Here is a 26,608-nt window from a genome sequence, read left to right on the forward strand (position 1 = left end):
AATTGTTCCGATATTTACGTGTGGTTTACTTCTCTCAAATTTTTCTTTTGACATTCTAAATTCCTCCTCTTATCCTTTAATAAACTTTGCCTAGTGTTTTTTATTTTATAATTGGAGCTCACGATCGGGATTGAACCGACGACCTCCGCCTTACCAAGGCGACGCTCTACCTACTGAGCTACGTGAGCACTCATATCTTGACATTTTCTTGATATACCAATTATAAAGTTTACTATTATTCGTTTTGTTTGTCAATATAATTTAACTACTTTATACCTAAGCATTTTTCAAGCTTTCTCTTGACTCTCTGTAATGCATTATCAATTGATTTTGAATGCCTATCTAAATCACAAGCAATCTCTTGATAAGACTTTCCATCTAGGTATGACATAAGAACTTCTAGCTCTAAATCAGACAATACTTTAGCAATTGCAGCTTCAATGTCATCCATATGCTCCTTATTTATTAAAAGTTCCTCAGGATCTGAAATTTTTATCCCAGATAAAACATCTAATAATGTTCTTTCTGATTCTTCTTCATAAATAGGTTTATTTAATGAAACATAAGTATTTAAAGGAATGTGTTTTTGTCTAGTTGCAGTTTTAATTGCAGTTATAATTTGTCTTGTTACACATAACTCTGCAAAAGCTTTAAATGAAGTTAATTTATCAGCTTTAAAGTCCCTTATTGCTTTGTATAGGCCTATCATACCTTCTTGATATATATCTTCTCTATCTGCCCCTATTAAGAAATAAGATTTTGCTTTTGCCTTAACAAAATTTTTGTATTTGGAAATCATATATTCTTGTGCTCTAGTATTTCCATTTTTAGCTTCTAATACAACTTCTTCATCTAATTTATCTTTAAACTCTAAAAACTCACCCAATATTCACTCTCAACTTTCTCATTATAATCACTGTATATCCTATGTAAACAATTATAACGCAGTAAAAATATCTTAGTCAATTAAATTTACTCACTTCTTCTTATTTTTTCTAATTTTTTCAATATCTCCAAATCAATATTATCACTAAGTATGTTTTTATCTGAAATTTTACTTTTATTCTTCCTTTTTCTTATAGAATTCTCTACATCTAAAACTTCATTGTAAAATTCTAAAGATGACATTCTTACTGCCCCTCTTTGGAAAATAGTTTGCTGCTCTAACCAATCAGATGTGACAACAATAACTTCATATTTTCGTCCTAATAAATTTACTTCTTTTTCTATATAACTATCTGCTGTTTCTCCATCCTTTGTAAAAATTATTGATAAATTTTTATTTACTGCTTCTACTTTTTGAATACTACCTGATACTTTATGAGCATCAAAAACGATTATTACTTTACAATCATTATAAGCCCCATAATTATGCATAGTGTCTATTAACGATCTTCTGGCACCATCAAAATTATAATTCTTTTTTATTTTTAAATCTGGCCAACTATTTATAACATTATATCCATCAACAAAAATAATTTTCACAATAGTTACCTCTTAATTCATTCTACTTTAAACGACCTTTTAATACTTCATACATAATTATACCACCTGCTACAGAAGCATTTAAAGAATTAATCTTGCCTACCATAGGTATTTTGATTAATTTATCACATTTTTTTAATGTCAATTTTGATATTCCTTTTCCTTCATTACCAATTATAATAGCACATGGACCACCAAAATCAGTTTGATAACTATATTCTTCTGCTCTTATATCTGTTCCATAAACCCAAATTCCTTTTTCTTTTAATTCATCTATTACTGAATTCAAGTTTGTAACTCTAGCTACTTTTACATGTTCTATAGCACCTACTGAAGATTTATAAACCATAGTTGTTACTGACGCACTTCTTCTTTTTGGTATTATTATTCCGTGAACTCCAAATAATTCTGCTGTTCTGATAATAGATCCTAAATTATGTGGATCTTCTACTTCATCTAAAATTACTATAAATGGATTCTCACCTTTTTTTTCTGCTAATTCTAGAATATCTGATACTTCTGAATATTCATATGGAGTTACTCTTGCAATAACACCTTGGTGAACTGCATTATTACACATAGAGTCTAGTTTTCTTTTATCAACTTCTTTTATTAGTATCTTTTTGTCCTTTGCTTTTGATATTATTGCATTTATTGATCCCTCCAATTTAGAATTAGATATATAAAGAGTTTCTATAGTTCTCTCAGTTTTTAAAGCTTCTAAAACGGCATTTCTTCCGATTATTATATCTTCTCTTTCCTCAAAACCATTATCATATGAATTATTATCAGCTACTCTATTTTTATTGATTTCTCTTTTATTATCTCTCTTGTTTTCTCTCTTATTACCTACTTTTGTATTTTCCCTCATTCAATTACACCTCTTTTTCATTTAAAACTACAACACTTTTCTGTAACATAAATTCTAATCTTTCCTTATTTCCTATTAGATATAAATATCCTATTAATGCTTCAAATCCAGTTGCCATTCTATAATCTCTAACATCAGCATTTTTAGGAACTGTCGCAGATTTTGCATTTCTTCCTCTTTTGTATATTCTAAGCTCTTCTTCAGTTAAGTATTCTTCTAAATTATGCATAATACTTGATTGTGCTTGAGCTTTTACATAACTGATTGCTTTTCTATGAATTTTATTAGCACTTAAACCTTCATTTTCAGATAAAATATACGTCCTTATAAATACTTCATACACTCCATCTCCTATTATCGCTAATTGAAGAGGATTTAACATTCTTACATTTGCTTCACTAAATTCCCTTATTTTTAAATCATCTAACATAATTTATGCTCCTTTAAATAAGGGCTGCAATTTGCAGCCCTATCTAATTTAATTTATTTTTTTCCATCTAACACCTTGAGGTGTATCTTCTAAAACAATTCCTCTATCTTTTAAATCATCTCTTATTTTATCCGCTAAGGCAAAATCCCTATTCTTTCTTGCATCTTGTCTTTGCTCTATTAGAGACTCTATTTCATCTTCTAAGCTACCTTTAGTTGTTTTTTGAAGTAGACCTAATGGTGCTCCTAATTCTCTTATAATTTCTAATGCTTTATTAATTAATTCTTTAGATGAATTTACATTTATATTTGTATTAGTATCTTTAGTTAATTCAAATAAAACAGTAAGTGCATCCGCTGTATTAAAATCATCATCCATTTTTTCAATGTACTTTTCTCTATATTTGTTTAAAGAATCTAAATATTTAATTTCTTCTTCTCTCATAGTTTCTATTGAAACTTCATCAATTAAGTTTTCTAAATTACCTATTGCATTATAAAGTCTTTCTACTGATGCTTTTGCAGAATCTAATAAATCCTTGCTAAAGTTTATTTGTATTCTATAATGAGCTGACATCATAAAAAATCTTATAACATCTGAATCATATTCTTTTAATATATCTCTAGCAGTAAAGAAGTTATTTAAAGACTTAGACATCTTTTGGTTATTAATATTTACATATGCTGAGTGCATCCAATAATTTGAAAACTTATTTCCTGTTAAAGCTTCACTTTGAGCAACTTCATTTTCATGATGTGGAAATGCTAAATCCATACCACCCGCATGAATATCTATCGTATCACCTAGTATTTTCTTCGCCATACATGAACACTCTATATGCCACCCTGGTCTTCCCATTCCCCAAGGACATTCCCAAGCTGGTTCTCCTGGTTTTTTAGCTTTCCATATAGCAAAATCCATAGGATCTTTTTTTCTTTCACCTGCCACAGATGAAGTTCTGTTGCTTGCACCCATTTGTAAATCTTCTATACTTTGACCTGATAATTTACCATAATTATTGAAATTTTTAGTATTAAAATATACATCTCCTTCAACTTCATATGCATAACCTTTTTCAATTAATTGTGTAACAAATTCAATAATATCATGTATATATTCAGTAGCTCTAGGATTAACTGTAGCCCGTTCTATTTGAAGGTTATCAGCATCTTCATAATACTCTTTTATATATTTATCTCCAATTTCTTTTACAGTTGTACCTTCTTCATTAGCTTTTTTTATCATCTTATCATCTATGTCTGTAAAATTTTGAACGAATTTAACGTCATATCCTCTATACTCTAAATATCTTCTGATTGTATCGAATACTATAAATGTTCTTCCATTTCCTATATGAAAGAAATTATATACTGTTGGGCCACAAACATACATTTTGACCTTCCCTGGAGTAATAGGGATAAATTCTTCTTTTTTTCTCGTTAAAGTATTAAATATCCTCATTAACTTTCAACCTCCTGTGTTATCTTAATTTTATATTATTTTTATTAAATTCTCCTTTTACTATTTGACAAATCTCATCTATTTTAACTACTTGCATATCATCATTTCTAAGTTTAAATTCAACTTCTCCATCAACAATTTTCTTTCCTACTGTTACTCTCATAGGAATTCCCATTATTTCTGAATCTTTAAACTTAACTCCTGCTCTTTCATTTCTATCATCTAATAATGCTTCAACACCCATAGCTCTTAAATCTTCATAAAGTTTAGTAGCTATTTTTACTTGTTCTTCATCTTTAACATTTACAGCAATTACTGAAACATGGTATGGAGCAACAGATAATGGCCATATTATTCCGTTCTCATCGTTATGTTGTTCAATTATAGATGCCATAGTTCTGGTAACACCTATTCCATAGCATCCCATTATGAATGGAGCTTCTTTTCCATTTTCAGCTATAAATTTAGCATTCATTGCTTCTGAATACTTAGTTCCTAATTTAAAAATATGACCAACTTCTGTTCCTCTAGAAATTGTAAGCTTTCCTCCACATGTTGGGCATGCTTCTCCTTCTACTACATTTCTATAGTCACCAGCTGTACCTTCAAAGTCACGTCCATAATTTACATTTTTAATATGATATCCTGTTTCATTTGCTCCTGTTACAAAGTTATGCATATTCTTAACTTCTTTATCTACCAATATTAAATCAGCCTTTATTCCTATTGGTCCTGCAAATCCAATTCCACAACTAGTTGCATTCATATACTCTTCATGAGAAGCCATTTCTATGTCTCCTGAGGCATTTGAAGCATTTGCTACTTTAACTTCATTAACTTCTCTATCGCCTCTTACAAATACAGCAACTATTTTTCCATCAACATTATATAATAAAGTTTTAACTGTCTTTTTAGGAGATATATTTAAGAATTCTGATACTTCATCTATTCCTCTACTATCAGGAGTAGCTACTTTTTCAACTTCCATTAATTCTTCTTTTTCAACTGCTTCTAATCTAGCAGTTGCTTTTTCAATGTTAGCTGCATAATCACATTCAGTACAGAAAACAATATCGTCTTCTCCAACTTCTGATTTAACCATAAATTCTGCTGAATTTGATCCTCCAATTGCTCCTGAATCTGCTTCAACACATTTTGCATCTAATCCACATCTATTAAAAATTTTAACATATGCTTCATACATTTTATTATATGACTCATCTAATCCTTGTTGATCCTTATCAAAACTATAAGCATCTTTCATAACAAATTCTCTTGATCTCATAACACCAAATCTTGGTCTACGTTCGTCTCTATATTTTGTTTGAATTTGATATAAATTAACTGGTAATTGCTTATAAGATTTAATTTCATTTTTAGCTATATCAGTAAATACTTCTTCATGTGTAGGTCCTAAACAGAAATCTCTTTCATTTCTATCTTTTACTCTAAACATTTCAGCGCCATAAGCATCCCATCTACCTGATGATTGCCATAATTCTGCTGGAATCATAGCTGAAGCTAAAAATTCTTGAGCTCCTGCTTCATTCATTTCTTCTCTTATTATATCTTCAACTTTCTTTAATGCTTTAAGACCTAATGGCATATAATTATATATTCCTGATGCCATTTTTCTTATCATTCCTGATCTAAGCATAAGCTTATGGCTATCAATTTCTGCTTCTGCTGGAACTTCTCTTAGTGTAGATATTAACATGTTAGACATTTTCATAGTTAAACTTCCTCCAATATATTATTTTTTTATATTAAAGTGGCTTTAAAAATAATAAAAAAAGTCCACCCTATATCTTAGGGCGAACTTATAATCGCGGTACCACCTAAATTTGTTCTCTAATAATGATAACGGTGTTAAACCGATAGTTTTTACCTATTACTCCAAAGCTGGTTCAAAATCTATTGAAAATCTTACAGCCAAGGATTTTCTCTCTTAAAGGTGATTTCTACTATTCTTCATCAAAGTTTTTATGTAATTTTAAAATTAACTTAATTTATTATAACTTTTTGTAATTTGACTGTCAATATATTATCTATAAGCTATCTATTTACTAGATATTCGCCAATAATAAGATCTTCAGGAGTAGTAATTTTTATATTTGTATACTCGCCCTCGTATATATAAACCTTATTTCCGAAATATTCTACAACCATAGTATCATCTGTAATATTAACATCTTCATTTTTTATTTTTTTATGACAGCCATATATTAAATCATATTTGAATGCTTGAGGTGTTTGAACTGATACTAACTCACTTCTATTAGGTGTTTCAAGAGAAAACCTATTACTATCTATAATTTTTATTGTATCTTTAGGCATAACTCCTGGTGCTGCTGCACCATACTTTTCTGCACATTTTATAGCATTTTCTATTAGTTTCTTTGATGCAAAAGGTCTTACTCCATCATGAATTAACACAATATCTGATCCTTTTGCTTCAATTAACCCATTATATACAGAATCGTAACGTTCATTTCCTCCAGCCACAATTTTATTAATTTTTAAAGAATTCTTTTCTAGTATTTCCTTCTCACAATAATCCATCTCGTGAGATGGCACTACTAATATAATGTTATCTACTAATTTACAGTCTAAAAAACTTTTAATGGTGTAATAAAGAATGGGCTTACCATTCAAATTAAGATATTGCTTACTTTGAACAGTGCCCATTCTTTTACCTCTTCCACCAGCTACTACTATTGCACTAACCATATAGAAAAGCTCCTTTTCTTAATTATCCTTTGGTTTAGCAAATATCATTCTTCCAGCAGCAGTTTGTAAAACTGATGTAACTATAACAGTAATTGTTTGACCAATATATTTTTTACCGCCCTCTACAACTATCATAGTACCATCGTCTAAATATCCTACTCCTTGAGTTGATTCTTTACCGTCCTTAATCATATCTACATGCATTTCCTCGCCTGGTAAAACTACTGACTTTATCGCATTTGACAATTCATTTATATTTAACACAGGTACTCCTTGAAATTCTGCAACTTTATTTAAATTATAATCGTTAGTTATTACTTTTCCGTTCAATGTTTGTGCAAGTTTTAATAGTTTGCTATCTACTTCACTTATTTTAGGAAAATCGCCTTCCCAAATTTGTGTTTCAATTGAAAGTTCTTTTTGTATCCTATTTAATATATCTAATCCTCTTCTTCCTCTATTTCTCTTTAAAGAATCCGAAGAATCTGATATGTGTCTTAATTCATCTAAGACAAAGTTAGGAATTACTAAAGGACCTTCTATAAAACCTGTTTCACAAATATCAAATATTCTACCATCAATTATAACCGATGTATCTAACACTTTTGCTACACCTTTTACATTATTGCCTTTTGCTTTCTTTTCTTTACCTGTATTTTTCCTTATATTAGAAAGTAATGCTATTATGTCATCTTTTTTCTTAACTAATATATCTGCACCTATTATCGCTGATATTATATTTAAAAATATAAATAACATAGGTCCAAACTTATCATTTATTCCATTTATCGGCTTTGCAATAAAGCTCATTAATATTAAAGCTATAATAGCTCCTAATACTCCACAAATAATTTCAATTAATGTAAGTTTTTGAATATTCTTTTCTATATATTCAACCAAATTAAAAATAGCTTTATATATAATTGGAGATACAATATATAATATAATTCCAAATAATAACGATATAATAGTTATAAATGTTATGGAACCTGTTAATGTAGATAAATATTTAATTTCCTTAATATTCGGTATATCTAACAAAGATTTTGCTATGATATAACCAACTAATAAACCTATAGCTGAAAAAATTCCTCTTATAATCTTTTTTAACAAATATCTCACCCCTTCCTAAATTGTTACAATAATACATACTAATTCATTTCTATATATTAACTATTATTAATTATATCACACTATATATATATCTAAAATGAATAATTTATTAAGTTTACTTAAATATGCCCCCTATCAATTAATATAATTCTTCTGTATTATATACATGTATTCCAAATCTTAATCCCATATTAATGAAATAGTCTGAAAATATTTATAATTACTTAAAGTAAAATTAAATTATCTTAAGGAGTTGAGGCGTATGAAAGATATAATATTTGATGATTTTCAAAACTCTGTAAATGATTCTTTGTTAAGACATAAAAGTATCTTAGATATACTTACTAAATATAGTGAATCTAGTTCTAGAATTAATAGAGCAGTTGCAAAATCTGTTACAAATTGTGGATGTATAAATATTAATGCTTCTAAACAAAATCCATTAAATGAAGATAAATCTGTTGACGACTTATCTACCTACTTAGCATCTCATTTAAGTGGTGAACTTTGTGAAAATTGTCGTGAAATCATAGAAAGAGAAATTGGTAATAATCTTTTTTATCTTACTTCTTTATGCAATAATCTAGATATAAATTTATACGATGTTTTGCTTAAAGAATATGACAAAATAAATACACTTGGAAAATTTGTTTTTAGATAATAAAAAATCGGTTTACCTTTTGTGGTAATACCGATTTTCTACTTTTATATCTTTTTATTTAAAAGAATTTGTTCTCTTATTCTTTTTAACCCATCTTTAATTGCTTTTGCTCTTGCTTCTCCTATTCCCTCAACAATATCAAGTTCATCGATATCGGCCTCTATAACATTATTTAATTCTTTAAATTCTTTAATTAAATTTTCTATTACAGTAGATGGTATTCTAGGAACTTTACTTAATATTCTATACCCTTTAGCTGATATAAGCGTATCTACAAGTGAATCTCCAGCATGACCTAAAACTCTTGCAATTGCATCTAAATCTAAAAGTTCAGTTGCACTTAATTTTTGTATTTGTTCATATACTTCATTGTATTCAAATTCTTCTTTGCAATAATCTCTTATTAATAATATTCCATCTCTTTCTATATGCTTAACAAGCTCATTAAGTTGCATAGATATAAGTCTACCTTCATTTCCTAGCTCTAAGATATACATATTTATTTCTTCTACTATTCTCATTACCATTTCAGTTCTTTGAATTGCAGTAACAACATCAAATAAAGTTGTTAAATCTTGAAACTCTAAAAGATTTAAGTTGTTAATTACTCTTTCCAATACAGAAACATACTTTTCTAAAGTTTGAATAGCTTGATTGGCTCTAGCCAAAATTACACTACTATCTCTTAAAACATATTTTATATCACCTTTATATACAGTTATTATATTTCTTCTTTGAGATATAGCAATTACTATATTATTAGTCTGCTTCGCTATTCTGTGCGCAGTCCTATGCCTAGTACCAGTCTCATGAGTTACAATTGAAGGATCTGGTATAAGTTGAGCATTAGCACATACAATTTTTTTTAAATCTTCACTAATTACTATTGCACCATCCATTTTAGCTAATTCATAAACATATGATGGACTATAATCAGAATTAAGAGTAAATCCACCATCAACTGTATCCATTACTTCTTTATTATCTCCAATTACAATTAATCCACCCGTTTTAGCTCTAAGGATATTTTCAAGCCCTTCTCGTAGTTGAGTGCCTGGGCACATAATTTTTAAAGTATCTTTTATTTTCATTCCCTTTTCTAATCTCATACACTCACCTGTTTTTCTCAAAATATCTTGTTTATTACTTCCATTAAATGTCTAATACCTATTACTTTTATATTCTCTGTTTTTATTTTATCTAAATTTCTTTCAGGAATTATTACGTTTTTAAATCCAAGTTTTTCAGCTTCTTTTACTAATCGTTCGGCCGCTGATATTGGTCTTATTTCTCCAGTTAATCCCACTTCTCCTACCATCAATGTTTTATCTAATTTAAACTCCTTAGATTTTGCACTAGATATTAAAGCCAATGCTAAGCCTAAATCTGCAGATGTTCCATCTATATTAAGTCCGCCTACTACATTCACATATACATCTTTATTATAGAAAAATACTTTTAGCTTCTTTTCTAAAACTGCTAATATTAAACTCAATCTTTGATTGTCAATTCCAACAGCTGTTCTTCTCGGCATTGGAGCTTTAGTTTCACTTACCAATGCTTGAATTTCTATTAAGATAGGTCTAGTACCTTCCATGACTCCAACAACTACAGAGCCTTCTTGATTAGCACTAGTATCCTCTAAAAATATTTTTGATGGATCAAATACTTCTACTAAGCCTTCTTGTTGCATTTCAAATACGCCTATTTCACTAGTAGTTCCAAAACGATTCTTCATGGTTCTTAAAATTCTATATTCTTCTGTTCTTTCACCTTCAAAATATAAAACTGTATCAACCATATGTTCTAAAACTCTTGGACCTGCTAATTCACCTTGTTTAGTTACATGTGCAACTAAGAAAAATGGTATGTTTTTACCTTTACACATTCTCATAATAGTATTTGAACATTCTTTTACTTGAGATACACTACCAGGTGCTGAAGAAACACTTTCTTTAAATACAGTTTGAATTGAATCTATTATAACAAAATTAGGATTAATTTGTTCTATATATATTGAAATAGCATCTAAATTTGTTTCAGATATTATAAATAGATTTTCACTATTTACACCTAGTCTATCTCCTCTAATTTTTATTTGTTCTTCTGATTCTTCTCCAGAGACATACAGAACTTTACCATATTTCATAGCTATATTATTTGCCGTTTGTAATAGCAGTGTAGATTTTCCTATTCCAGGGTCCCCTGAAATTAAAGTTAAAGATCCTTTAACTAATCCTCCACCTAAAACTCTGTTAAGTTCTTTTATTCCTGTATCATATCTTTCTTTTTCTCCAGATTTTATATCCCTTATATTTTTAGGCTGGTTATTTTGCACTATGTTATTAGCTTTTAACGAAGTTACTACTTTACTATCATCCTTTATCTCTTCATTAAAAGTATTCCAGTTGTTACATGATGGACATTTCCCCAACCATTTAGGAGCTTCATATCCACATTGTTGACATATATATGTAGATTTTATTTTAGCCATACAAATTCCTTTCTTGTTTTAAGATTCAATTACTATATTCATTAATAATTTTATAATAACATAAATTTTAATATTAATTATGACTTTTAAGTAAAATTATAATCAACAACTTTAATAAACTGCTATTTATTAATAGTATTGTCCAAATTTAGTAATTAAATTTAGTATTATATTCGAATTAAATTTTATTATCAATTTAAAATCCTATTTTGTATAAATAATCAATTCATTACGAAAACTATTTGTATAAATAAGGAGATGATAATATGATAACTAAAGATTCTTTTAATAATGTTACACTTCCTTCTAAAAATATATTAAGAGATAATGAAGAGCATGTTTTTCAACATAATTTTGATAATACATATTCTCAAAATGAATTTTCTAATTTAGTTTTAAACTCTAATTTAGAAAATAATAATATAATAAAGTGATTGCTATATTATTTCTTAAGTATTATAATATTTTAAATAATAGTTATTATTAATTAAGGAGTGTTATCATGGTAAAAATTTATACTACAGATTCATGCCCGTGGTGTGTTAAAGTTAAAAATTACTTGAAATCAAAAAGTGTTGATTTTGAAGAACTAAATGTTCAAGAAGATATGATTGCTAGAGAAGATATGGTTAAAAAGTCCAAACAAATGGGAGTACCAGTATTAGATATAGATGATACTATTATCATTGGATTTGATAAATCATCTATAGATGAAGCCTTAAACAAATAAATTTATATTCATAAATATGTAAAAGACTTGGCAATACATAAACAATTGTATTTTCCAAGTCTTTTGTTCTTATATAAATCTCTATTGATTTTAATAAAATATAAAAATCATTTTATATTTTATTTTTAAAAAATATTAATTTAAAATTCAAAAATAACTATTATAATTTTTAACTTATAAAATTTATTTTTTTATTAGTTTTATACTAAAATATATACTAATAATTTTAAATTCCATTCTTTAATCCTAATGATTTACATACTCATCTATTTGTTTTTTATCAAATCCTACTATTATATTTCCTGATATATCTATTACTGGTACACTTCTTTGACCTGACGCTTTAAATACCTCTTCTCTATCCTCATGTTTATCTGCAACATTTATTTCTTCATATTTTAATCCTTTTATATCAAAATATCTCTTTGCCTTTATACAAGCAGGACACCATGATGTTGAATAAATTTTTATCATATTACTATTTCTCCTTTTGTACTACGTATTTTTCAGCATTTAATAAAGCTATTGTTCCATCTGAAACTGCTGTAGTTATTTGTCTATATTTCTTTTCACGCACATCACCCACAGCATACACACCCGCTATATTAGTTTCCATATCTTCATTTGTAATTATATATCCATAATCATTTAATTTTAAATATTTATCTAATCCATTTGTTTTAGGTTCTGTTCCAATATACCCAAAAATTGCATCAAGTTTTAATGTACTTAATTCATCTGTATTTTTATTTTTAATAGTTACTTCTTCTAAAAAATTATCCCCGCTTAAGTGAACTAGATCTTCATTAAATAAAACTTCTATTTTAGGATGATTTAATACTTCTTCTATTAAAGATTTTTCTCCATTAAAATAATCATGCCTTCTAATTACAAAAACTTTTTCAGCAAATTTAGTTAAAAATATAGCTTCTTCTAAAGCTGAATTTCCTCCGCCTACAACTCCTATTCGCTTGCCTTCATACATGGCACCATCACAAACTGCACAATAATGAACACCTTTACCCTCATACTTTGCTTCTTCAGGAACTGGTAATTTTTTAGGCGAAGCTCCCGTTGCAATTATTACAGCTTTAGGTTTATATATATAACTTTCAGTTTCTACTATTTTTTCATCATCAGATAGTTCTACATTTTCTATTAAATCAAACTCGTCTATAGTTACTCCTAATGACTCAACTTGCTTTTGAAAAATATCTGCTAACTCTGTTCCTGATATTTTTTGAAATCCAGGGTAATTTTCAATAGTATAACTATTTCTTACTTGCCCGCCTATAATTTTTTCTTCCAAGACTATCATATCTAATTTTGCTCTACCACCATAAATTCCTGCAGCTAATCCGGCTGGACCTGCACCAACTACTATTAAATCTATTTCTTTTTCTTGTTTAGCCATAAATTCACCTCTTATCTTTAAATAAACTTCTATCTAGCATAAGCTTATTTAAAACTCTATAAATTAATTATTCCCTTGTAATAATTATTATATTTATAATTTTATCATATAATTTCTAATTAATAAATACTATTAACAAATAAGTATTATTTCAATCTATTAATTCATAAATAAAAACTTATATTTTTAATATGTGTTTATATATGCAATGAACACTTTGCCAAAACATATCCAAAGAACAAAATCGCCTAGGCGACTTTAGAGCCAGCGATTTTTTAGCCATGTACCCTTTCCAAACGTAGTGTAGGAATAATGGTGCGGCATATGATTATTTTTTTATTCTTTAGAGATACTCATCATACCTTTAAAATACAGTATTCTAGAAATTATCCACAGATCTAAGATTTTCATAATTTCCTAAAGAATAAAAAAGCTATCTTAAAAATACCAATAATGCACCTAAACACATTAACTTATTTTAAGATAACTTTTTAAAATTATTAATCTAGTTTTGTAAATATTAAATTATCTTTTGATTCATTTACTTTAATTCTATCTCCAATTTTTATATTACCTAAAAGAATTTCTTCACTTAATTTATCTTCTACTTCTTTAGTAATAATTCTTCTTAATGGTCTTGCTCCATAATTTAAATCAACTCTTTTGTTAATTAAGAACTTTTTACTATCTTTTTCAAAGTTTAAGTGTATATTTTTATTTTTAAGTCTTTTAGTAATAGATTTTAACATTAAATCAACTATATCTAAAAGATCATCTTCTTTTAATTTATGGAATACTATTGTATCATCTATTCTATTTAAAAATTCTGGTTTAAAGCTTCTCTTTAATTCTTCTAAAACATTGTCTTTCATCTTTTCATATTCTGAATTTTCATCAATACTTGTATTAAACCCAATTGCTTTTTGTTTCTTTATTTGATGTGCACCTACATTAGAAGTCATTATAACTATAGTATTTTTAAAATTAACTACTTTTCCATGAGAATCTGTAAGTCTTCCATCCTCCATAATTTGAAGCAATATATTGAATACATCTTGATGAGCTTTTTCAATTTCATCTAAAAGCACTACTGAATAAGGCTTTCTTCTGACTGCTTCTGTTAATTGACCTCCATCGTCATATCCTATATATCCTGGAGGTGAACCTATTAATTTAGAAACTGAATTACTTTCCATATATTCAGACATATCTATTCTTATTATGCTATTCTCATCTCCAAACATAGCTTCAGCTAATGCTTTTGAAAGTTCTGTTTTACCAACACCTGTAGGTCCTAAAAATATAAATGTTCCAATTGGTCTATTAGGATCTTTTATTCCAACTCTAGCTCTTCTTACCGCCTTAGCTATAGATTCAACAGCTTCTGTTTGACCTATAACTCTTTTTTCTAATATATTTTCAAGTTTTAGTAATTTTTCACTTTCTTTTTCTGTAAGTTTTTTAGCGGGTATTTTAGTCCACGCTGATACAACTTCTGCTATATCTTCTTCATCTACATTTAATGATTTATTAGAATTAGAAGCACTCCACTCTTTTCTGAGTGCTTCTAATTCTTCTTTTAAATTATTTTCAATATCCCTCATATTTGCTGCTTTTTCAAAATCTTGAACCCTAATACATTCTTCTTTTTCCTTAGTTGTTTCTTTTATTTTATCTTCCATTGATTTTAAATTAGCAGGTGGAATTAAATTTTTTATTCTAACTTTGGCACATGCCTCATCAATCAAATCAATAGCTTTATCTGGCATAAATCTATCTGTAATATATCTATCAGATAACTCAACAGCAGCTTCTAATGCTTTCTCTGTAATATTAACATTATGATGTTCTTCATACTTTTCTCTTAATCCCCTTATTATTATTAGTGTTTCATCATTTGACGGCTCACCAACATTAACAGGTTGAAATCTTCTTTCTAAAGCAGAATCTTTTTCTATATGTTTTCTATATTCATTTATAGTTGTTGCACCTATACATTGAATTTGTCCTCTAGAAAGCGCTGGTTTTAATATATTTGAAGCATCTATTGCACCCTCAGCTGCTCCGGCACCTATTATTGTATGAATTTCATCTATAAATATTATAATGCTTTTATCTTTTTCTATCTCTAGCATTACCTTTTTCAATCTATCTTCAAATTCACCTCTATATTTAGCACCTGCAAGCAATGCTGTTAAATCAAGGGAAACAATTCTCTTATCTCTTAGTATTTCAGGGATATTACCTTCTACAATCCTTTGTGCTAACCCTTCAATTACTGCTGTTTTTCCAACTCCAGGTTCACCTATTAAACAAGGATTGTTTTTTATTCTTCTACATAATATTTCTAAAACTCTTTGATTTTCTGAATCTCTTCCAATAACAGGATCTAATCCACCATCTCTTGCAAACTGAGTTAAATCTCGTCCGTATTTATCTAACATAGGAGTTTTAGTTTTTTCTGATCTTGGAGATTTAACTTCTTCATTTTCATCTACATACTGACCATTTAAAAATACAAATAATTTATCTTTTATTTCTTTAAAATCTAATTTCAAATTTTTTAATATAGTATATGCCATTCCTTCTTCTTGATTAAGCAATGCCATTAATATATGTTCTGGACTAACATTTTTATGACTAAATTTTTTAGCCTCTACAAAGCTTTCATCAAGAAGTCTTTTTGCTCTAGGTGTCAATAATATATCATCTTCAGGCATTTGTAATTCACCATAGCCTAAATATCTACTTATCATATCTCTTACTATTTCAGCATCAATACCAAATTCATTTAATATCTTAGATTGATTTCCTTTTTCTTTTACTAAACCCAATAATAAATGTTCTGTACCTACATATCCATGTTTAAACTCTTGTGATTCAATTTGTGCTTCTAATATTATTGATTGAGTTCTTTCTGTAAATTTATTAAAATCCATACTTAAAAAATCCCTCCCTTATATTCTTATTTAAGTTTAAGCTAATATTGATCTTACAAATTTAGCTCTTTCATAATTAAGTTCCTTATTTGAAAGTTTTCTTTTTAAATAGTTTTGAAGTGATGAATCTCTAGTATATACTAATAATTTATTTAACTTATTTTTTGAAATATCTAATAAAGATAATTCAACTCCAAATCTCACACTAGATAATAATTCAGTACACTCTTTTTCACTTAGTAAAATAGCTGATGTTAAAATTCCATATGCTCTAAATACTTTATCTTCTATATCATATTTGCACTTTGTTAATAAAACTTCTCTAAATTTCTTTTCTTCTGAAATAACATTTAACACTGCACCTTTTAGGTTATCAATTATTTCTTCTTCAGTTAATCCTAATGTAACTTGATTAGATATTTTGTACATATTCCCATAGGCTTTATTTCCTTCTTCATACAGGCCTTTCATATCCATACCTATTTGAGTTAGTCCCTTGCTAAAATTACTTATTTCATCATTAAAATTTAAAGCGGGCAAATGAATATTAACATATGCTCTCATTCCTGTTCCTAAATTAGTAGGAGACGTAGTTAGATATCCTAAGTTTTCATCAAATGCATAATGAACTCGTTTTTCTATTTTATCATCAAGTTTTGTTATATTATCAAATGCAGTCTCCAAATCAAATCCTGCAGTTATACACTTTAACTTTAAGTGATCATCCTCATTTATCATAATACTTAAAGTTTCTTCACTATTTAAAATAAATGCTGTTTTATCTCTATTTTTTATTAACTCTTTACTTATTAATTGCTTATCTAGATAGCTATTTATTAATTCCTTATCTTCATTCCATAACTGATAAATACAAGATTCATCTTTAATTTCACTTTTCACAATTTGATAAATAAATCCCGCATTTTCCCTTGCTTCTATTTCATTTAATTTATTAGAAAAAGGCTTTTCTTTTAAGTTTCTAGATAAAGAAATATTACTATTTATAACTATATCTTCTTTATTACATTCTTCATTAATCCAATTTTTCATTACCTTTTTCCTCCTTAACCAAAAACACCTTGTCATCTTTGCTATTAATGAATATGAATTCTTCTAATTCTTTAATTTCGTCTCTTAACACAGCTGCTTTTTCATATTCTTCTAATTTAATAGCATTTTGTAAATCTTGCTTTAACTTTATTATCTTTTTTCTTTTAATTAAGGATTCTCCATCAAATTTAGGAATTTTTCCTACATGTTTTACATTTCCGTGAATTCTCTTTACTATAGGTTTTATATATTCAAAAAATACATTATAACATTCTCCACAACCTAACTTACCTGTTTTTTCAAATTCAGAGTAATTCATTTTACACTTTGGACAAACAAGTTCTTTTGGTTTTGTTTTTTTATCACCAAGATTATTTAAAAATCCTGTTAATATATTTTCAAATTGTAATCCACCAATTTCATTTAAAGAATTTACAAATGGTATATCTGATATATCTTTAGCACAAGATTCACATAACCAAATCTCATTTTTTTCCCCATTTACTATTTTAACCAAATTAATTTTAGCCTCATTCTTTTTACATTTTTCACACAACATATAATCCCCACCTCTTAAGATAAAATAACCATAATCATTGCTTTAAAAATATCTGCTCTTATTTTATTTCTATTTTCAACTGAAATTAAAGTTCTATCATTTATAGCTATTTTCATCAGTTCACATTCTTTTTCTGTAATAATATCAGATTCAAATAAATTATCTATTATATTTACAGCATTATGATATGTTATTGTATTACTTATACTTTGATTTATTATCTCCTCTCTTCTGCTGGAACTACCATTGTCTAATTGCTTTATAATAATATGGCCACCGCCACCACGCTTGCTTTCAATTAAATAACCTTTATTGTAAGTAAATCTAGTTGTTAAAACATAATTTATTTGTGATGGTGCACATCTAAATTGATCAGCTAACTCATTTCGTTGTATTAAAACCATATTATCCACACTATCATTAAACATTTCTTTTATAAATTCTTCAATTATATCTGAAAGTTTTGCCATAAGTTCACCTACCTAAACATCAGTTTATATTTTTGTTTTTGACTTACTTTGACTTTGTAGTTATTATACTATATTTATATTATAATTTAAAACACTATAATTTATTTTATTAAAATATGAATAAAACTTTACTAAATGTTCAATATATTTAATATACAAATTTATATATTTTTTCAAAGGAATTTATATTATGAAATTAACTTGGTATGGACATTCTTGTTTTTTAATAACAAGTAATAATGGTAAAAGAATACTCATAGATCCATTTGATGATTCTATAGGATATAATAATAATTTTCTTCACTCTGACATTATAGTAATGAGTCATAATCATTTTGATCATTCATTTTTAAAGGAAAATGATAATAATGTAAAAATTATTAATACTACTGGTGTTTTTGATCTTGATTTCATCCATATAGAGGGATTTTCTTCTTTTCATGATAAATATAATGGTTTAAAAAGAGGACCTAATATAATATATACTTTTACATTAGATAAGTTGAAAATTTGTCATTTAGGAGACTTAGGACATATCCCTTTAGATTTGATTTCTACTAAATTAGAAAATGTAGATATTTTGTTTGTTCCAATAGGAGGTCATTTCACATTAAATGGTACTGAGGGGGCTAAAATAAGCAAATTGATTTCTCCAAAGTATATAATACCAATTCATTATAAAACTTTTAAATCTATGCTTTATTTAGATGATGCTAAAAACTTTTTAATCTCTATGAACAATGTTGAAAAAATAAACTCCAATACCTTAACTAGTGATGATTTAAAACTTTATAAGGAAAATTCCGTATTATTATTATCTCCACCTTAAGATCTATTTAGAGATGATACTTTTAGTTAAAAGTAACATTATAAGAGTTTGAGCTTATTTTAAAATTCTAAATGATAGCTTTTTTATTTTTAATTAACTTTTCTTATAGTCTTATATTAAAAAATTTATGATTTTAGGTATAAAAAAAGACCGTCTATAGACGATCTTTTTTACTATTCTTGAACTGGAGCACCAACTGGGCAAACATTAGCACAGTTACCGCAATCGATACAAGTATCTGCATCAATAACGTAGTATGCATCTCCTTGGCTTATAGCATCAACTGGACATTCTCCAGCGCATGCTCCACAGCTAACACATGAATCATTAATTACAAATGCCATTAAAAACACCTCCTAAAATTGTATGATAATTAACCATCTACAATTTTATCATGTATTTTAATGTTTTAAAAGTATTTTGTGATAAAAGTATCAATTTAATGCTCTAATATATAGGCTATTTGAGAAATTTTTCTCCATACTTCTCTAATTTTCTTCTTTTATCAACTCTTTTATCAACTTTTTATCTTCTTCAGATTCAATTTCTAATTTAATATCTGAATTATCTATTGAACCTTCATAACTTCCAGATATTAATTTAACATCCTCTATTTTATATATGTCAACTACTTCTTCGTCTCCACGTTTTAATTTAACTTTTACGCTTTCTTTTACTGTTAAATTACCTATTACTTCACCTTTTCCATCAATAGTTTCAACTATCGATCCAACTTTAGGAAGTCTTCTTCTAATATCTTCATAAGTGCTTTGTTCGTAATTTAAGCAACACATAAGTCTTCCGCATATTCCTGATATCTTAGTTGGATTTAAAGAAAGATTTTGCTCTTTAGCCATTTTAATGGACACAGATGCAAAGTCTCCTAAAAAAGTAGAACAACACATTGGTCTTCCACAAGGTCCTAGACCGCCTATCATTTTAGCTTCATCTCTTACACCTATTTGTCTTAATTCTATTCTAGTCTTAAATATAGTAGCTAAATCTTTAACTAATTCTCTAAAATCTACTCTTCCATCTGCTGTAAAATAGAATATGACTTTATGATTATCAAATGTATATTCTACATCTATTAATTTCATTTTTAATCCATGTTCTTGTATCTTTTTTAAACATATTTCTAAAGCTTCATTTTCTCTACCCTTATTATCCTTATGCTTTTGAATATCTTTTTCATCAGCTATTCTTATAACTTCTTTTAAAGGTGATACTATTTCATCTTCTGATATCTCTTTTATTCCTATGACGCATTGGCCAAATTCTATTCCTCTAGCAGTTTCAACTATTACATAATTTTCTTTTTTAACAGCAAAGTTTACTGGATCAAAATAATAAATTTTTCCCGCTTTTTTAAACCTTACTCCAATAACTTTTATCATCAATTATACCTCCGCAAATCCCATAAGCAATACCGTTATGGTCATTGAATAATTAGTGTTATTATTTAAACTAATTCTTGCTTCTTTTATGTATTCTAACATATAATTAAGCTTTTTATAAGACATTCTCATTGATATATCTCTTATTTCTTTAAGTTTATCAAAATTTACAACTAAATCATTAGAATCTAATTCCTTTAAAAACATAATATCTCTTATATATGAAATTAATATATTTAAGACTTCACTTTGTTTATCTTTATAACTAGCTAATATCTCTCTATATTTTAAAACAAAATTCTCTTTATTATTTTCTAAATCACACAATAATTCTAATAATATATTTCTTAAATCATTTAATTTATCATCTTCTATAAATTTTTCAACTTTTCCTGGAATACCTTGACTATATGCCAAAGCTGCCTTTTTGTTTTCTATACTTATATCAAAATATTTACTCTCTATATACTTACTAATATCCTCTTTAGATAATGGTGTTAACTTATAAGTTTGACAACGTGATTTTATAGTATCTAAGATTAATTCTAGTGATTCACTAAGAAGTATTAAATGCACTCCCATTGGAGGTTCTTCTATAGTTTTTAACAATGCATTTTGAGCTTGAATAGTCATCTTTTCACACTTATGAAGTATTAAAACTTTTTTATCACTTTCAAAAGGTTTCTTAGATACTTCAGCTATAATATTTCTTATATCATCTACTCCAAATGAAGAAGATAAAGGGTAATAATTTATAATGTCTACAAACTCCTTATCGCCCTTTAATCCTAATATACCATTTGCAAGATAATTTGCAACTAAACTTTTTCCAATCCCATCATCACCAATAATTAAATTAGCATGAGAAAAAGTATTACTTCTTTTCCTTAGATTAAATCCATTAATAATTCTTTCATGACCAATAATTTCTCTCAATGCTATTCTCCTTATATTTTTATAAATTTATCAACATCTACAACAAATACAGTTGCTCCACCTACAGTAATTTGCATAGGACATTGTTGAATATATCCACCCTCATTACTACTTAAAGGTGTCGGAGCTATTACTGTTTCTTTTCTTTTTTTACATACATCTTTAATTACATCTAATGCTTGGTCAAGCTTTTCTTCTTCAACTCCAACCATTAAAGTAGTATTACCTGCTTTTAAAAATCCACCCGTAGTAGCTAGTTTAGTTACTCTAAAATCATTATCTGTTAATGAATCTAACACATCTATTGCATCTTCATCTTGTACTATAGCAATAACTAATTTCATTTACTATCCACCTCTAATTCATATTATTCTTGATATCATTTTACCATAAATCTATACTTATATTATATAAATAAATATTTCTATTCTTAATTTATGAAAATACTAATTTAAATTATTATATATAGTTTTTAACATTTTTATAAATTTCTTCATGGATTTCTTCTATTGTCTTTAAATTATCACCATCATTACATTTTATTTTATCCCAATTATATCTATCTGCTATTTCTAAAGAATTATAATAAGATTTAGCTAAATAATCCTTATTATTTTCATGTATATCCTTTTCTTTTTTGCCTGTAAACTTATTATTTCTATCTTTCATTAATTTTTGACTTATTTCAGGTAGAACATCTAAAAACATTACGCAGTCTGGAACAGGAAGCTTATATAAATTAAATTCTAAATTATAAAGCCAATCTAAATATTTATCTTTTTCTTTTTCATCCATTTTTACTGCTTGATGTACCATATTAGAAGTTGTATATCTATCTGCAATAATTATTCCACCATTATTATAAAATTCTTTCCATTCTATATTATATGAAGCAAATCTATCAATAGCATAAAAAGTTGATGCTACATATGCATTTACATCTTCTGGCTTATTTCCAAACTCCCCACTTAAATACATTTTAACTGGCATACAAGCTGGACTATCATAATTGGGATATGTTACCTTTTTTATATTATATCCTTCTGCTAATAACCTCTCATATAATTTTTTAGCTTGAGTAGCTTTTCCTGAAGCATCTGATCCACTCTCTATTATAATTAATTTACCTTTTGTCATAATGAATTTCCCCCGTAATAATTAATTTCTTAGTTTCTATATAAACTCTAAATTGAAAATTATATTTTAATGTAATTTTCTAAAATCTTTCCAAAATAAAAATAGCTATATAATTAAATATAGCTTTTAATAAATCTTAATAAAGTAAAAATTTAATTTTTATTTTTTAAATAAAATATTTTTAACTTTTTCTTTAAAGTAATGATATTTAGGATTTACAATGCTAATATTTGTAAGTTCACATTCACAATGAGAACATATCTTTTCTCCTTTTAATATTATACCACTACCTTCTTTTTTACCACATAAAAAACATACTTTATTCTCCAAAATTATCTATACCCCCTAATGTATCTTTTAGCTTAATTATTTCCATATATAAATTTTTTAATCTTAAATATGATTATATATTTTTTCTTTTAATTTCAATAAACAAATATTTTTTTAATAGTTGGAAAAAATAATATTAAATAATAATTTGGAGGGTTGAAATATGAAGAAAGAAATAATTTCATTTTTATGTACTTGTGAGCAAGAACTTAAGGATTTAAGTTCTTATTTATATAATAATCCTGAGGAAAGTTATTCTGAAATTAAATCTTCAAAATATATTTGTAATTTATTAAACAAACATAACTTTGAAGTTAATGAGAATTTTTTAGATATATCCAATTCTTTTATTTGTAAAAAGGGAACTGGTTATCCTAAAATCTGTTTTTTAAGTGAATATGATGCTGTTAAAGACTATGGACATATAACAGGACATAACGCTTTAAGTACAATATCAATAGGTGCTGCAGTAGCATTAGGTAGTATCATAGATAAAATAGGAGGTTCTGTTGTAGTAATAGGATGTCCCGGTGAATATTTAGGTGGAACTAAATCTGTTATGACTAGGCAAGGTGTTTTTGATGATATAGACGTTGTTATGCTTGCTCATCCAGATGTACTAACAAGTGAAAGTGGAACATCTTCAGCAATAATTCCATTAAGTATACAATATAAAGGAAAAGATGGACTAACTTTTTTAAATCAAAATACTTATACAGCACTAGATGCAGTGTTATTAAATTTAAATATATTAAATTCTCTTCAAAAGGGCTTTCCTAAAGATTTAGAAATAAATGCAATTTTATCTAAAGGAGGATATACACCTTTACTTCTACCAGCAGAAGCAGAAGCCAAATTTTATATTAGAGGTAAAGATTACAAGACTGCTGAATGGGCTGATAATAAACTTAGAACTATCGCAAGATATATTTCAGAATTAACAAATTTAGAATATACTACTTCTTTATATGAACCATCAAATAAAGAATTAATAAGCAATAGAACTCTTAATAGATTATTTAGCCATAACCTAAAAGAAAACGGAATAATAGACATTGGTGAATCTCGTGATATATATGCAGGATTAAGTCTAGGAGATGTCAGTCATAGAGTTCCTTGTATACACCCATATATATGTATAACTGATAATCCTAACATTAAATATGGAACAAAAGATTTTGCTAAAGCTACTCAATCAGAATTTGCATTTAAACAATGTAAAAATACCTCATTAGCATTAGCATTTACAGGAATGGATTTAATTCAAAATGAAAATCTTCTTAATGAGGTAAAGAACGATTTTTTTAAGAATAAAAATATATAAATAAAGGTACTCGAATAGAGTACCTTTATTTATATAGTAAACACAATTGTCTCTTACAAATTAACTATTAAGATTTAATCTTCTTATAAGTTTATCACTGGGATTAAAACTAAATTTATAATAAACATTCTCTCTTTTGTATATACAACAATATTTCTTCTTATTAATCATTCCGCAAGAGTAATTCCCCTTATTCTTTACAATATATTCTTTTGCTATGTAATTACTTTTCCCAATATACACGATATCAGCTAAATTTATACTTTCTAGGTTCTTTTCATTATTATGAAAAATTTTATTGATAATAAGCTTGTTCGCTATAATCGAATACTTATATGATATTCTGCATTTCATTATCTCAAAAAATATTATACTTAAAGTTAAAAACACAATGCTCATATTATAAAATTTAACAAGCCTTATATTTTTTATCCCTAGAATACTTATTCCTTGATATAAATACAACATTGCTGTAATTATAAGTAATACTATCGCTATAACAGGTGCCTTCTTTCTTATGACTACCTCTTTATGCATTAATATTTTCCCCCATACTTTAAAATTAAAATAACATTATGATTATACTAAGCTTTTAAATATAAAGCTATATTGAAATAACGCTATATTTCTTTATATTCTCTATAATTCTTAGAATACTATTAATTGTAGGTTTTTAATTACATGTTTTCTATGTTTTAATACCATTTTCAAATTTTAATAGCTAGTTTCTCTTTTTAATTTATTATTATAGTATATTCGTAATATCTTTATTATAATAGTATAATAAAGATATTTGGAGGTGATTTTATTGATTCAAATTTATAAAAGTCAGAGTGAATTCGATTCAAGTTTAAAACCTATTGATAGTATTGAAAATGGTTGTTGGATAAACATAGTAGCTCCATCTGAAGAAGAATTAATTCTTGTATCAAAGAAAACTGGAATTTCTATTGATTTTTTAAAGGCAGCACTAGATGATGAAGAAACATCTAGAATTGATATTGAGGATGACGCTATATTAGTTATAGTTGATATACCATTCACAGAAATGGAGGAAAACTCTTTAACATATGATACTTATCCATTAGCTATAATACATAGTGATAAATTATTAGTTACTATTTGTTTAAAAAACAGTAAAATTATAACTGACTTTGCTAATGCTAGAATAAAATCATTTTTTACATTTAAAAAATCAAGGTTTATATTGCAAATACTAAATAGAATATCTACTTATTACTTACTTTATCTAAGACAAATAGATAAAAAAAGTTTAATGATCGAGAAAAGATTACATAAATCTATGAAGAATAGAGAACTTATTCAACTTCATTCATTAGAAAAATCTCTTGTATATTTCTCAACTTCATTAAAAGCTAATGAAATAACCTTAGAAAAAATGTTAAAATTAGAAATTATGCAAAAGTACGAAGAAGATAAAGATGTCTTAGAAGATGTTATCATTGAAAATAAGCAAGCTATAGAAATGACAGAAATATATAGCAATATTTTAGCTAGTACAATGGACTTCTTTGCTTCAGTTATTTCAAATAACTTAAATATAGTTATGAAAGTATTAGCTTCCGTAACTATACTGATGGCAATTCCTACTATTATAAGTGGAATATTTGGTATGAATGTTATGTTACCTTTATCTGATGGTAATCCTCATGCATTCTCAGTAGTTATGATGTTAACACTGGGAATATGCTTCATAGTAGCATTCATTTTATATAAAAAAGATATGTTTAATTAAGATGGATCCTATATTTATAGACATTTTTCTTGCCTATTATATAGGTTCTTTTTTATTTTTATTACTTTTAGAGTACAGTTAACACAATATCCTTCTATATTTACATTCTCTTTTTATAATCTAAATATTTTTCTATAAATTATCCACATAAAAATATATTTTATATACATTTTGTAAGTAAATTGTTGATAACTTTATTGATAATTTTATTTTTTGTGGATAATTTTTTGTTTTTTATTTTTTAAACACAAAAAAACCTTGAATCAGATAATTCAAGGTTTTAATGGAGGCGCCACCCAGATTTGAACTGGGGATAAAGGTTTTGCAGACCTCTGCCTTACCACTTGGCTATAGCGCCATGGTGGCTCGAACTGGAATCGAACCAGTGACACGAGGATTTTCAGTCCTCTGCTCTACCGACTGAGCTATCGAGCCATTTACCTGGCAACGTCCTAATCTCCCACACAGTCTCCCGTGCAGTACCTTCGGCGC

General features: G+C 27.1%; 29 protein-coding genes, 3 tRNA genes and 1 other annotated feature. Of the genes, 6 read left to right on the forward strand and 26 right to left on the reverse strand.

Translation table 11 applies throughout. The features are described from left to right. Positions 1-112 precede the first annotated feature (112 nt). The 9 genes from RYM86_RS16440 to RYM86_RS16480 all read right to left on the reverse strand — a co-directional run bounded on the left by RYM86_RS16440 (position 113) and on the right by RYM86_RS16480 (position 8,090). Positions 113-188, reverse strand: a tRNA-Thr gene (locus tag RYM86_RS16440). 77 nt (positions 189-265) lie between these two features. After that, entirely contained in the window at positions 266-886 is a 621-nt protein-coding gene (gene sigH, locus RYM86_RS16445; RefSeq protein WP_315081838.1) for an RNA polymerase sporulation sigma factor SigH, read from the reverse strand. Between the two features lie 86 nt (positions 887-972). Then, complete coding sequence (locus RYM86_RS16450; RefSeq protein WP_315081839.1) at positions 973-1,485, reverse strand: NYN domain-containing protein; 513 nt, start codon at positions 1,483-1,485, stop codon at positions 973-975. 22 nt (positions 1,486-1,507) lie between these two features. Continuing rightward, entirely contained in the window at positions 1,508-2,356 is an 849-nt protein-coding gene (gene rlmB, locus RYM86_RS16455; RefSeq protein WP_315081840.1) for a 23S rRNA (guanosine(2251)-2'-O)-methyltransferase RlmB, read from the reverse strand. Positions 2,357-2,360: 4 nt separating this feature from the next. Further along, positions 2,361-2,786 (reverse strand): Mini-ribonuclease 3, encoded by a 426-nt coding sequence (locus RYM86_RS16460; RefSeq protein ID WP_252214956.1) that lies wholly within the window; start codon positions 2,784-2,786, stop codon positions 2,361-2,363. Positions 2,787-2,834: 48 nt separating this feature from the next. Continuing rightward, the gene (cysS, locus tag RYM86_RS16465) at positions 2,835-4,247 is read right to left on the reverse strand and encodes a cysteine--tRNA ligase (RefSeq protein WP_315081841.1); all 1,413 of its coding nucleotides are present in this window, start codon (positions 4,245-4,247) and stop codon (positions 2,835-2,837) included. 19 nt (positions 4,248-4,266) lie between these two features. Next, a complete protein-coding gene (locus RYM86_RS16470; protein ID WP_315081843.1) occupies positions 4,267-5,979 on the reverse strand; it encodes a proline--tRNA ligase in 1,713 nt (570 codons plus the stop codon). 75 nt (positions 5,980-6,054) lie between these two features. After that, positions 6,055-6,234: a binding site (T-box leader), on the reverse strand. A gap of 68 nt (positions 6,235-6,302) precedes the next feature. Next, positions 6,303-6,977 carry a 2-C-methyl-D-erythritol 4-phosphate cytidylyltransferase gene (ispD, locus tag RYM86_RS16475; protein WP_315081845.1) on the reverse strand — a complete coding sequence of 225 codons (675 nt, stop codon included), beginning with the start codon at positions 6,975-6,977 and terminating at the stop codon, positions 6,303-6,305. A gap of 18 nt (positions 6,978-6,995) precedes the next feature. Next, the gene (locus RYM86_RS16480) at positions 6,996-8,090 is read right to left on the reverse strand and encodes a PIN/TRAM domain-containing protein (protein ID WP_315081846.1); all 1,095 of its coding nucleotides are present in this window, start codon (positions 8,088-8,090) and stop codon (positions 6,996-6,998) included. A gap of 262 nt (positions 8,091-8,352) precedes the next feature. Between RYM86_RS16480 and RYM86_RS16485 the strand changes: the two genes are divergently transcribed. Further along, positions 8,353-8,751, forward strand: coding sequence for a DUF1573 domain-containing protein (locus RYM86_RS16485; RefSeq protein WP_315081847.1), 399 nt, complete (start codon positions 8,353-8,355; stop codon positions 8,749-8,751). Between the two features lie 44 nt (positions 8,752-8,795). Here the strand turns inward: RYM86_RS16485 and disA are convergent, their stop codons facing one another. Further along, complete coding sequence (gene disA, locus RYM86_RS16490) at positions 8,796-9,860, reverse strand: DNA integrity scanning diadenylate cyclase DisA (protein WP_315081849.1); 1,065 nt, start codon at positions 9,858-9,860, stop codon at positions 8,796-8,798. 17 nt (positions 9,861-9,877) lie between these two features. Further along, positions 9,878-11,245 (reverse strand): DNA repair protein RadA, encoded by a 1,368-nt coding sequence (gene radA / locus RYM86_RS16495; RefSeq protein ID WP_315081850.1) that lies wholly within the window; start codon positions 11,243-11,245, stop codon positions 9,878-9,880. Positions 11,246-11,511: 266 nt separating this feature from the next. Here radA and RYM86_RS16500 point away from each other — a divergent pair, with 266 nt between their 5' ends. Then, entirely contained in the window at positions 11,512-11,679 is a 168-nt protein-coding gene (locus RYM86_RS16500) for a hypothetical protein (protein WP_315081851.1), read from the forward strand. 68 nt (positions 11,680-11,747) lie between these two features. Beyond that, positions 11,748-11,975, forward strand: a complete 228-nt coding sequence (locus RYM86_RS16505; protein WP_315081852.1) for a glutaredoxin family protein — start codon at positions 11,748-11,750, stop codon at positions 11,973-11,975. A 246-nt stretch (positions 11,976-12,221) separates the two neighbouring features. On the opposite strand, the gene RYM86_RS16510 is transcribed toward RYM86_RS16505, so the two are convergent. From RYM86_RS16510 to RYM86_RS16535, 6 genes are all read right to left on the reverse strand, one after another. After that, complete coding sequence (locus RYM86_RS16510) at positions 12,222-12,449, reverse strand: glutaredoxin domain-containing protein (protein WP_315081854.1); 228 nt, start codon at positions 12,447-12,449, stop codon at positions 12,222-12,224. A gap of 4 nt (positions 12,450-12,453) precedes the next feature. Next, positions 12,454-13,389: an FAD-dependent oxidoreductase gene (locus tag RYM86_RS16515; protein ID WP_315081856.1), complete on the reverse strand. Its 936-nt coding sequence runs from the start codon at positions 13,387-13,389 to the stop codon at positions 12,454-12,456. Positions 13,390-13,889: 500 nt separating this feature from the next. Then, entirely contained in the window at positions 13,890-16,328 is a 2,439-nt protein-coding gene (locus RYM86_RS16520) for an ATP-dependent Clp protease ATP-binding subunit (RefSeq protein ID WP_315081857.1), read from the reverse strand. Positions 16,329-16,364: 36 nt separating this feature from the next. Further along, positions 16,365-17,378, reverse strand: a complete 1,014-nt coding sequence (locus RYM86_RS16525) for a protein arginine kinase (protein WP_315081858.1) — start codon at positions 17,376-17,378, stop codon at positions 16,365-16,367. Further along, positions 17,362-17,937 (reverse strand): UvrB/UvrC motif-containing protein, encoded by a 576-nt coding sequence (locus tag RYM86_RS16530; protein ID WP_315081859.1) that lies wholly within the window; start codon positions 17,935-17,937, stop codon positions 17,362-17,364. The genes RYM86_RS16525 and RYM86_RS16530 overlap by 17 nt, the downstream gene beginning before the upstream one ends. A gap of 14 nt (positions 17,938-17,951) precedes the next feature. Continuing rightward, positions 17,952-18,407, reverse strand: a complete 456-nt coding sequence (locus RYM86_RS16535; RefSeq protein ID WP_315081860.1) for a CtsR family transcriptional regulator — start codon at positions 18,405-18,407, stop codon at positions 17,952-17,954. Between the two features lie 190 nt (positions 18,408-18,597). Here RYM86_RS16535 and RYM86_RS16540 point away from each other — a divergent pair, with 190 nt between their 5' ends. Further along, positions 18,598-19,236, forward strand: a complete 639-nt coding sequence (locus tag RYM86_RS16540; protein WP_315081862.1) for an MBL fold metallo-hydrolase — start codon at positions 18,598-18,600, stop codon at positions 19,234-19,236. A 173-nt stretch (positions 19,237-19,409) separates the two neighbouring features. On the opposite strand, the gene RYM86_RS16545 is transcribed toward RYM86_RS16540, so the two are convergent. The 6 genes from RYM86_RS16545 to RYM86_RS16570 form a co-directional block, all read right to left on the reverse strand. After that, positions 19,410-19,580 carry a DUF362 domain-containing protein gene (locus RYM86_RS16545; protein ID WP_003369634.1) on the reverse strand — a complete coding sequence of 57 codons (171 nt, stop codon included), beginning with the start codon at positions 19,578-19,580 and terminating at the stop codon, positions 19,410-19,412. A 144-nt stretch (positions 19,581-19,724) separates the two neighbouring features. Continuing rightward, a complete protein-coding gene (locus RYM86_RS16550; protein ID WP_315081863.1) occupies positions 19,725-20,633 on the reverse strand; it encodes a stage 0 sporulation family protein in 909 nt (302 codons plus the stop codon). Positions 20,634-20,636: 3 nt separating this feature from the next. Then, positions 20,637-21,569 (reverse strand): DNA polymerase III subunit delta', encoded by a 933-nt coding sequence (locus RYM86_RS16555; protein WP_315081864.1) that lies wholly within the window; start codon positions 21,567-21,569, stop codon positions 20,637-20,639. Between the two features lie 11 nt (positions 21,570-21,580). After that, a complete protein-coding gene (locus RYM86_RS16560; protein ID WP_315081865.1) occupies positions 21,581-21,913 on the reverse strand; it encodes a cyclic-di-AMP receptor in 333 nt (110 codons plus the stop codon). Between the two features lie 115 nt (positions 21,914-22,028). Then, positions 22,029-22,706 (reverse strand): thymidylate kinase, encoded by a 678-nt coding sequence (locus RYM86_RS16565; RefSeq protein WP_315081866.1) that lies wholly within the window; start codon positions 22,704-22,706, stop codon positions 22,029-22,031. 159 nt (positions 22,707-22,865) lie between these two features. After that, complete coding sequence (locus RYM86_RS16570) at positions 22,866-23,036, reverse strand: sigma factor G inhibitor Gin (protein ID WP_315081867.1); 171 nt, start codon at positions 23,034-23,036, stop codon at positions 22,866-22,868. A gap of 163 nt (positions 23,037-23,199) precedes the next feature. Between RYM86_RS16570 and RYM86_RS16575 the strand changes: the two genes are divergently transcribed. Further along, positions 23,200-24,360: a M20 family peptidase gene (locus tag RYM86_RS16575; protein WP_315081868.1), complete on the forward strand. Its 1,161-nt coding sequence runs from the start codon at positions 23,200-23,202 to the stop codon at positions 24,358-24,360. A 60-nt stretch (positions 24,361-24,420) separates the two neighbouring features. On the opposite strand, the gene RYM86_RS16580 is transcribed toward RYM86_RS16575, so the two are convergent. Continuing rightward, positions 24,421-24,897: a hypothetical protein gene (locus RYM86_RS16580; protein ID WP_315081869.1), complete on the reverse strand. Its 477-nt coding sequence runs from the start codon at positions 24,895-24,897 to the stop codon at positions 24,421-24,423. A 271-nt stretch (positions 24,898-25,168) separates the two neighbouring features. Between RYM86_RS16580 and RYM86_RS16585 the strand changes: the two genes are divergently transcribed. After that, a complete protein-coding gene (locus tag RYM86_RS16585) occupies positions 25,169-26,116 on the forward strand; it encodes a magnesium transporter CorA family protein (RefSeq protein WP_315081870.1) in 948 nt (315 codons plus the stop codon). A gap of 284 nt (positions 26,117-26,400) precedes the next feature. Here the strand turns inward: RYM86_RS16585 and RYM86_RS16590 are convergent. Then, a tRNA-Cys gene (locus tag RYM86_RS16590) sits at positions 26,401-26,474 on the reverse strand. Between the two features lies 1 nt (position 26,475). Continuing rightward, a tRNA-Phe gene (locus RYM86_RS16595) sits at positions 26,476-26,551 on the reverse strand. Between the last annotated feature and the right edge of the window lie 57 nt (positions 26,552-26,608).

It is taken from the genome of uncultured Clostridium sp. (genome assembly GCF_963527835.1).
In the GTDB taxonomy this organism is placed as follows: Bacteria; Bacillota; Clostridia; order Clostridiales; family Clostridiaceae; genus Clostridium.

Coding starts and splice junctions, on each gene's coding strand:
- RYM86_RS16515 (WP_315081856.1), bottom strand. CDS start 13,389: ATGGCTAAACAAGAAAAAGAAATAGATTTAATAGTAGTTGGTGCAGGT.
- RYM86_RS16580 (WP_315081869.1), bottom strand. CDS start 24,897: ATGCATAAAGAGGTAGTCATAAGAAAGAAGGCACCTGTTATAGCGATA.
- ispD (WP_315081845.1), bottom strand. CDS start 6,977: ATGGTTAGTGCAATAGTAGTAGCTGGTGGAAGAGGTAAAAGAATGGGC.
- radA (WP_315081850.1), bottom strand. CDS start 11,245: ATGGCTAAAATAAAATCTACATATATATGTCAACAATGTGGATATGAA.
- RYM86_RS16485 (WP_315081847.1), top strand. CDS start 8,353: ATGAAAGATATAATATTTGATGATTTTCAAAACTCTGTAAATGATTCT.
- RYM86_RS16530 (WP_315081859.1), bottom strand. CDS start 17,937: ATGTTGTGTGAAAAATGTAAAAAGAATGAGGCTAAAATTAATTTGGTT.
- RYM86_RS16565 (WP_315081866.1), bottom strand. CDS start 22,706: ATGACAAAAGGTAAATTAATTATAATAGAGAGTGGATCAGATGCTTCA.
- disA (WP_315081849.1), bottom strand. CDS start 9,860: ATGAGATTAGAAAAGGGAATGAAAATAAAAGATACTTTAAAAATTATG.
- RYM86_RS16520 (WP_315081857.1), bottom strand. CDS start 16,328: ATGGATTTTAATAAATTTACAGAAAGAACTCAATCAATAATATTAGAA.
- RYM86_RS16525 (WP_315081858.1), bottom strand. CDS start 17,378: ATGAAAAATTGGATTAATGAAGAATGTAATAAAGAAGATATAGTTATA.
- RYM86_RS16560 (WP_315081865.1), bottom strand. CDS start 21,913: ATGAAATTAGTTATTGCTATAGTACAAGATGAAGATGCAATAGATGTG.
- RYM86_RS16510 (WP_315081854.1), bottom strand. CDS start 12,449: ATGATAAAAATTTATTCAACATCATGGTGTCCTGCTTGTATAAAGGCA.
- RYM86_RS16550 (WP_315081863.1), bottom strand. CDS start 20,633: ATGATAAAAGTTATTGGAGTAAGGTTTAAAAAAGCGGGAAAAATTTAT.
- rlmB (WP_315081840.1), bottom strand. CDS start 2,356: ATGAGGGAAAATACAAAAGTAGGTAATAAGAGAGAAAACAAGAGAGAT.
- RYM86_RS16540 (WP_315081862.1), top strand. CDS start 18,598: ATGAAATTAACTTGGTATGGACATTCTTGTTTTTTAATAACAAGTAAT.
- RYM86_RS16545 (WP_003369634.1), bottom strand. CDS start 19,580: ATGGCATTTGTAATTAATGATTCATGTGTTAGCTGTGGAGCATGCGCT.
- RYM86_RS16500 (WP_315081851.1), top strand. CDS start 11,512: ATGATAACTAAAGATTCTTTTAATAATGTTACACTTCCTTCTAAAAAT.
- RYM86_RS16460 (WP_252214956.1), bottom strand. CDS start 2,786: ATGTTAGATGATTTAAAAATAAGGGAATTTAGTGAAGCAAATGTAAGA.
- RYM86_RS16535 (WP_315081860.1), bottom strand. CDS start 18,407: ATGGCAAAACTTTCAGATATAATTGAAGAATTTATAAAAGAAATGTTT.
- cysS (WP_315081841.1), bottom strand. CDS start 4,247: ATGAGGATATTTAATACTTTAACGAGAAAAAAAGAAGAATTTATCCCT.
- RYM86_RS16575 (WP_315081868.1), top strand. CDS start 23,200: ATGAAGAAAGAAATAATTTCATTTTTATGTACTTGTGAGCAAGAACTT.
- RYM86_RS16470 (WP_315081843.1), bottom strand. CDS start 5,979: ATGAAAATGTCTAACATGTTAATATCTACACTAAGAGAAGTTCCAGCA.
- RYM86_RS16505 (WP_315081852.1), top strand. CDS start 11,748: ATGGTAAAAATTTATACTACAGATTCATGCCCGTGGTGTGTTAAAGTT.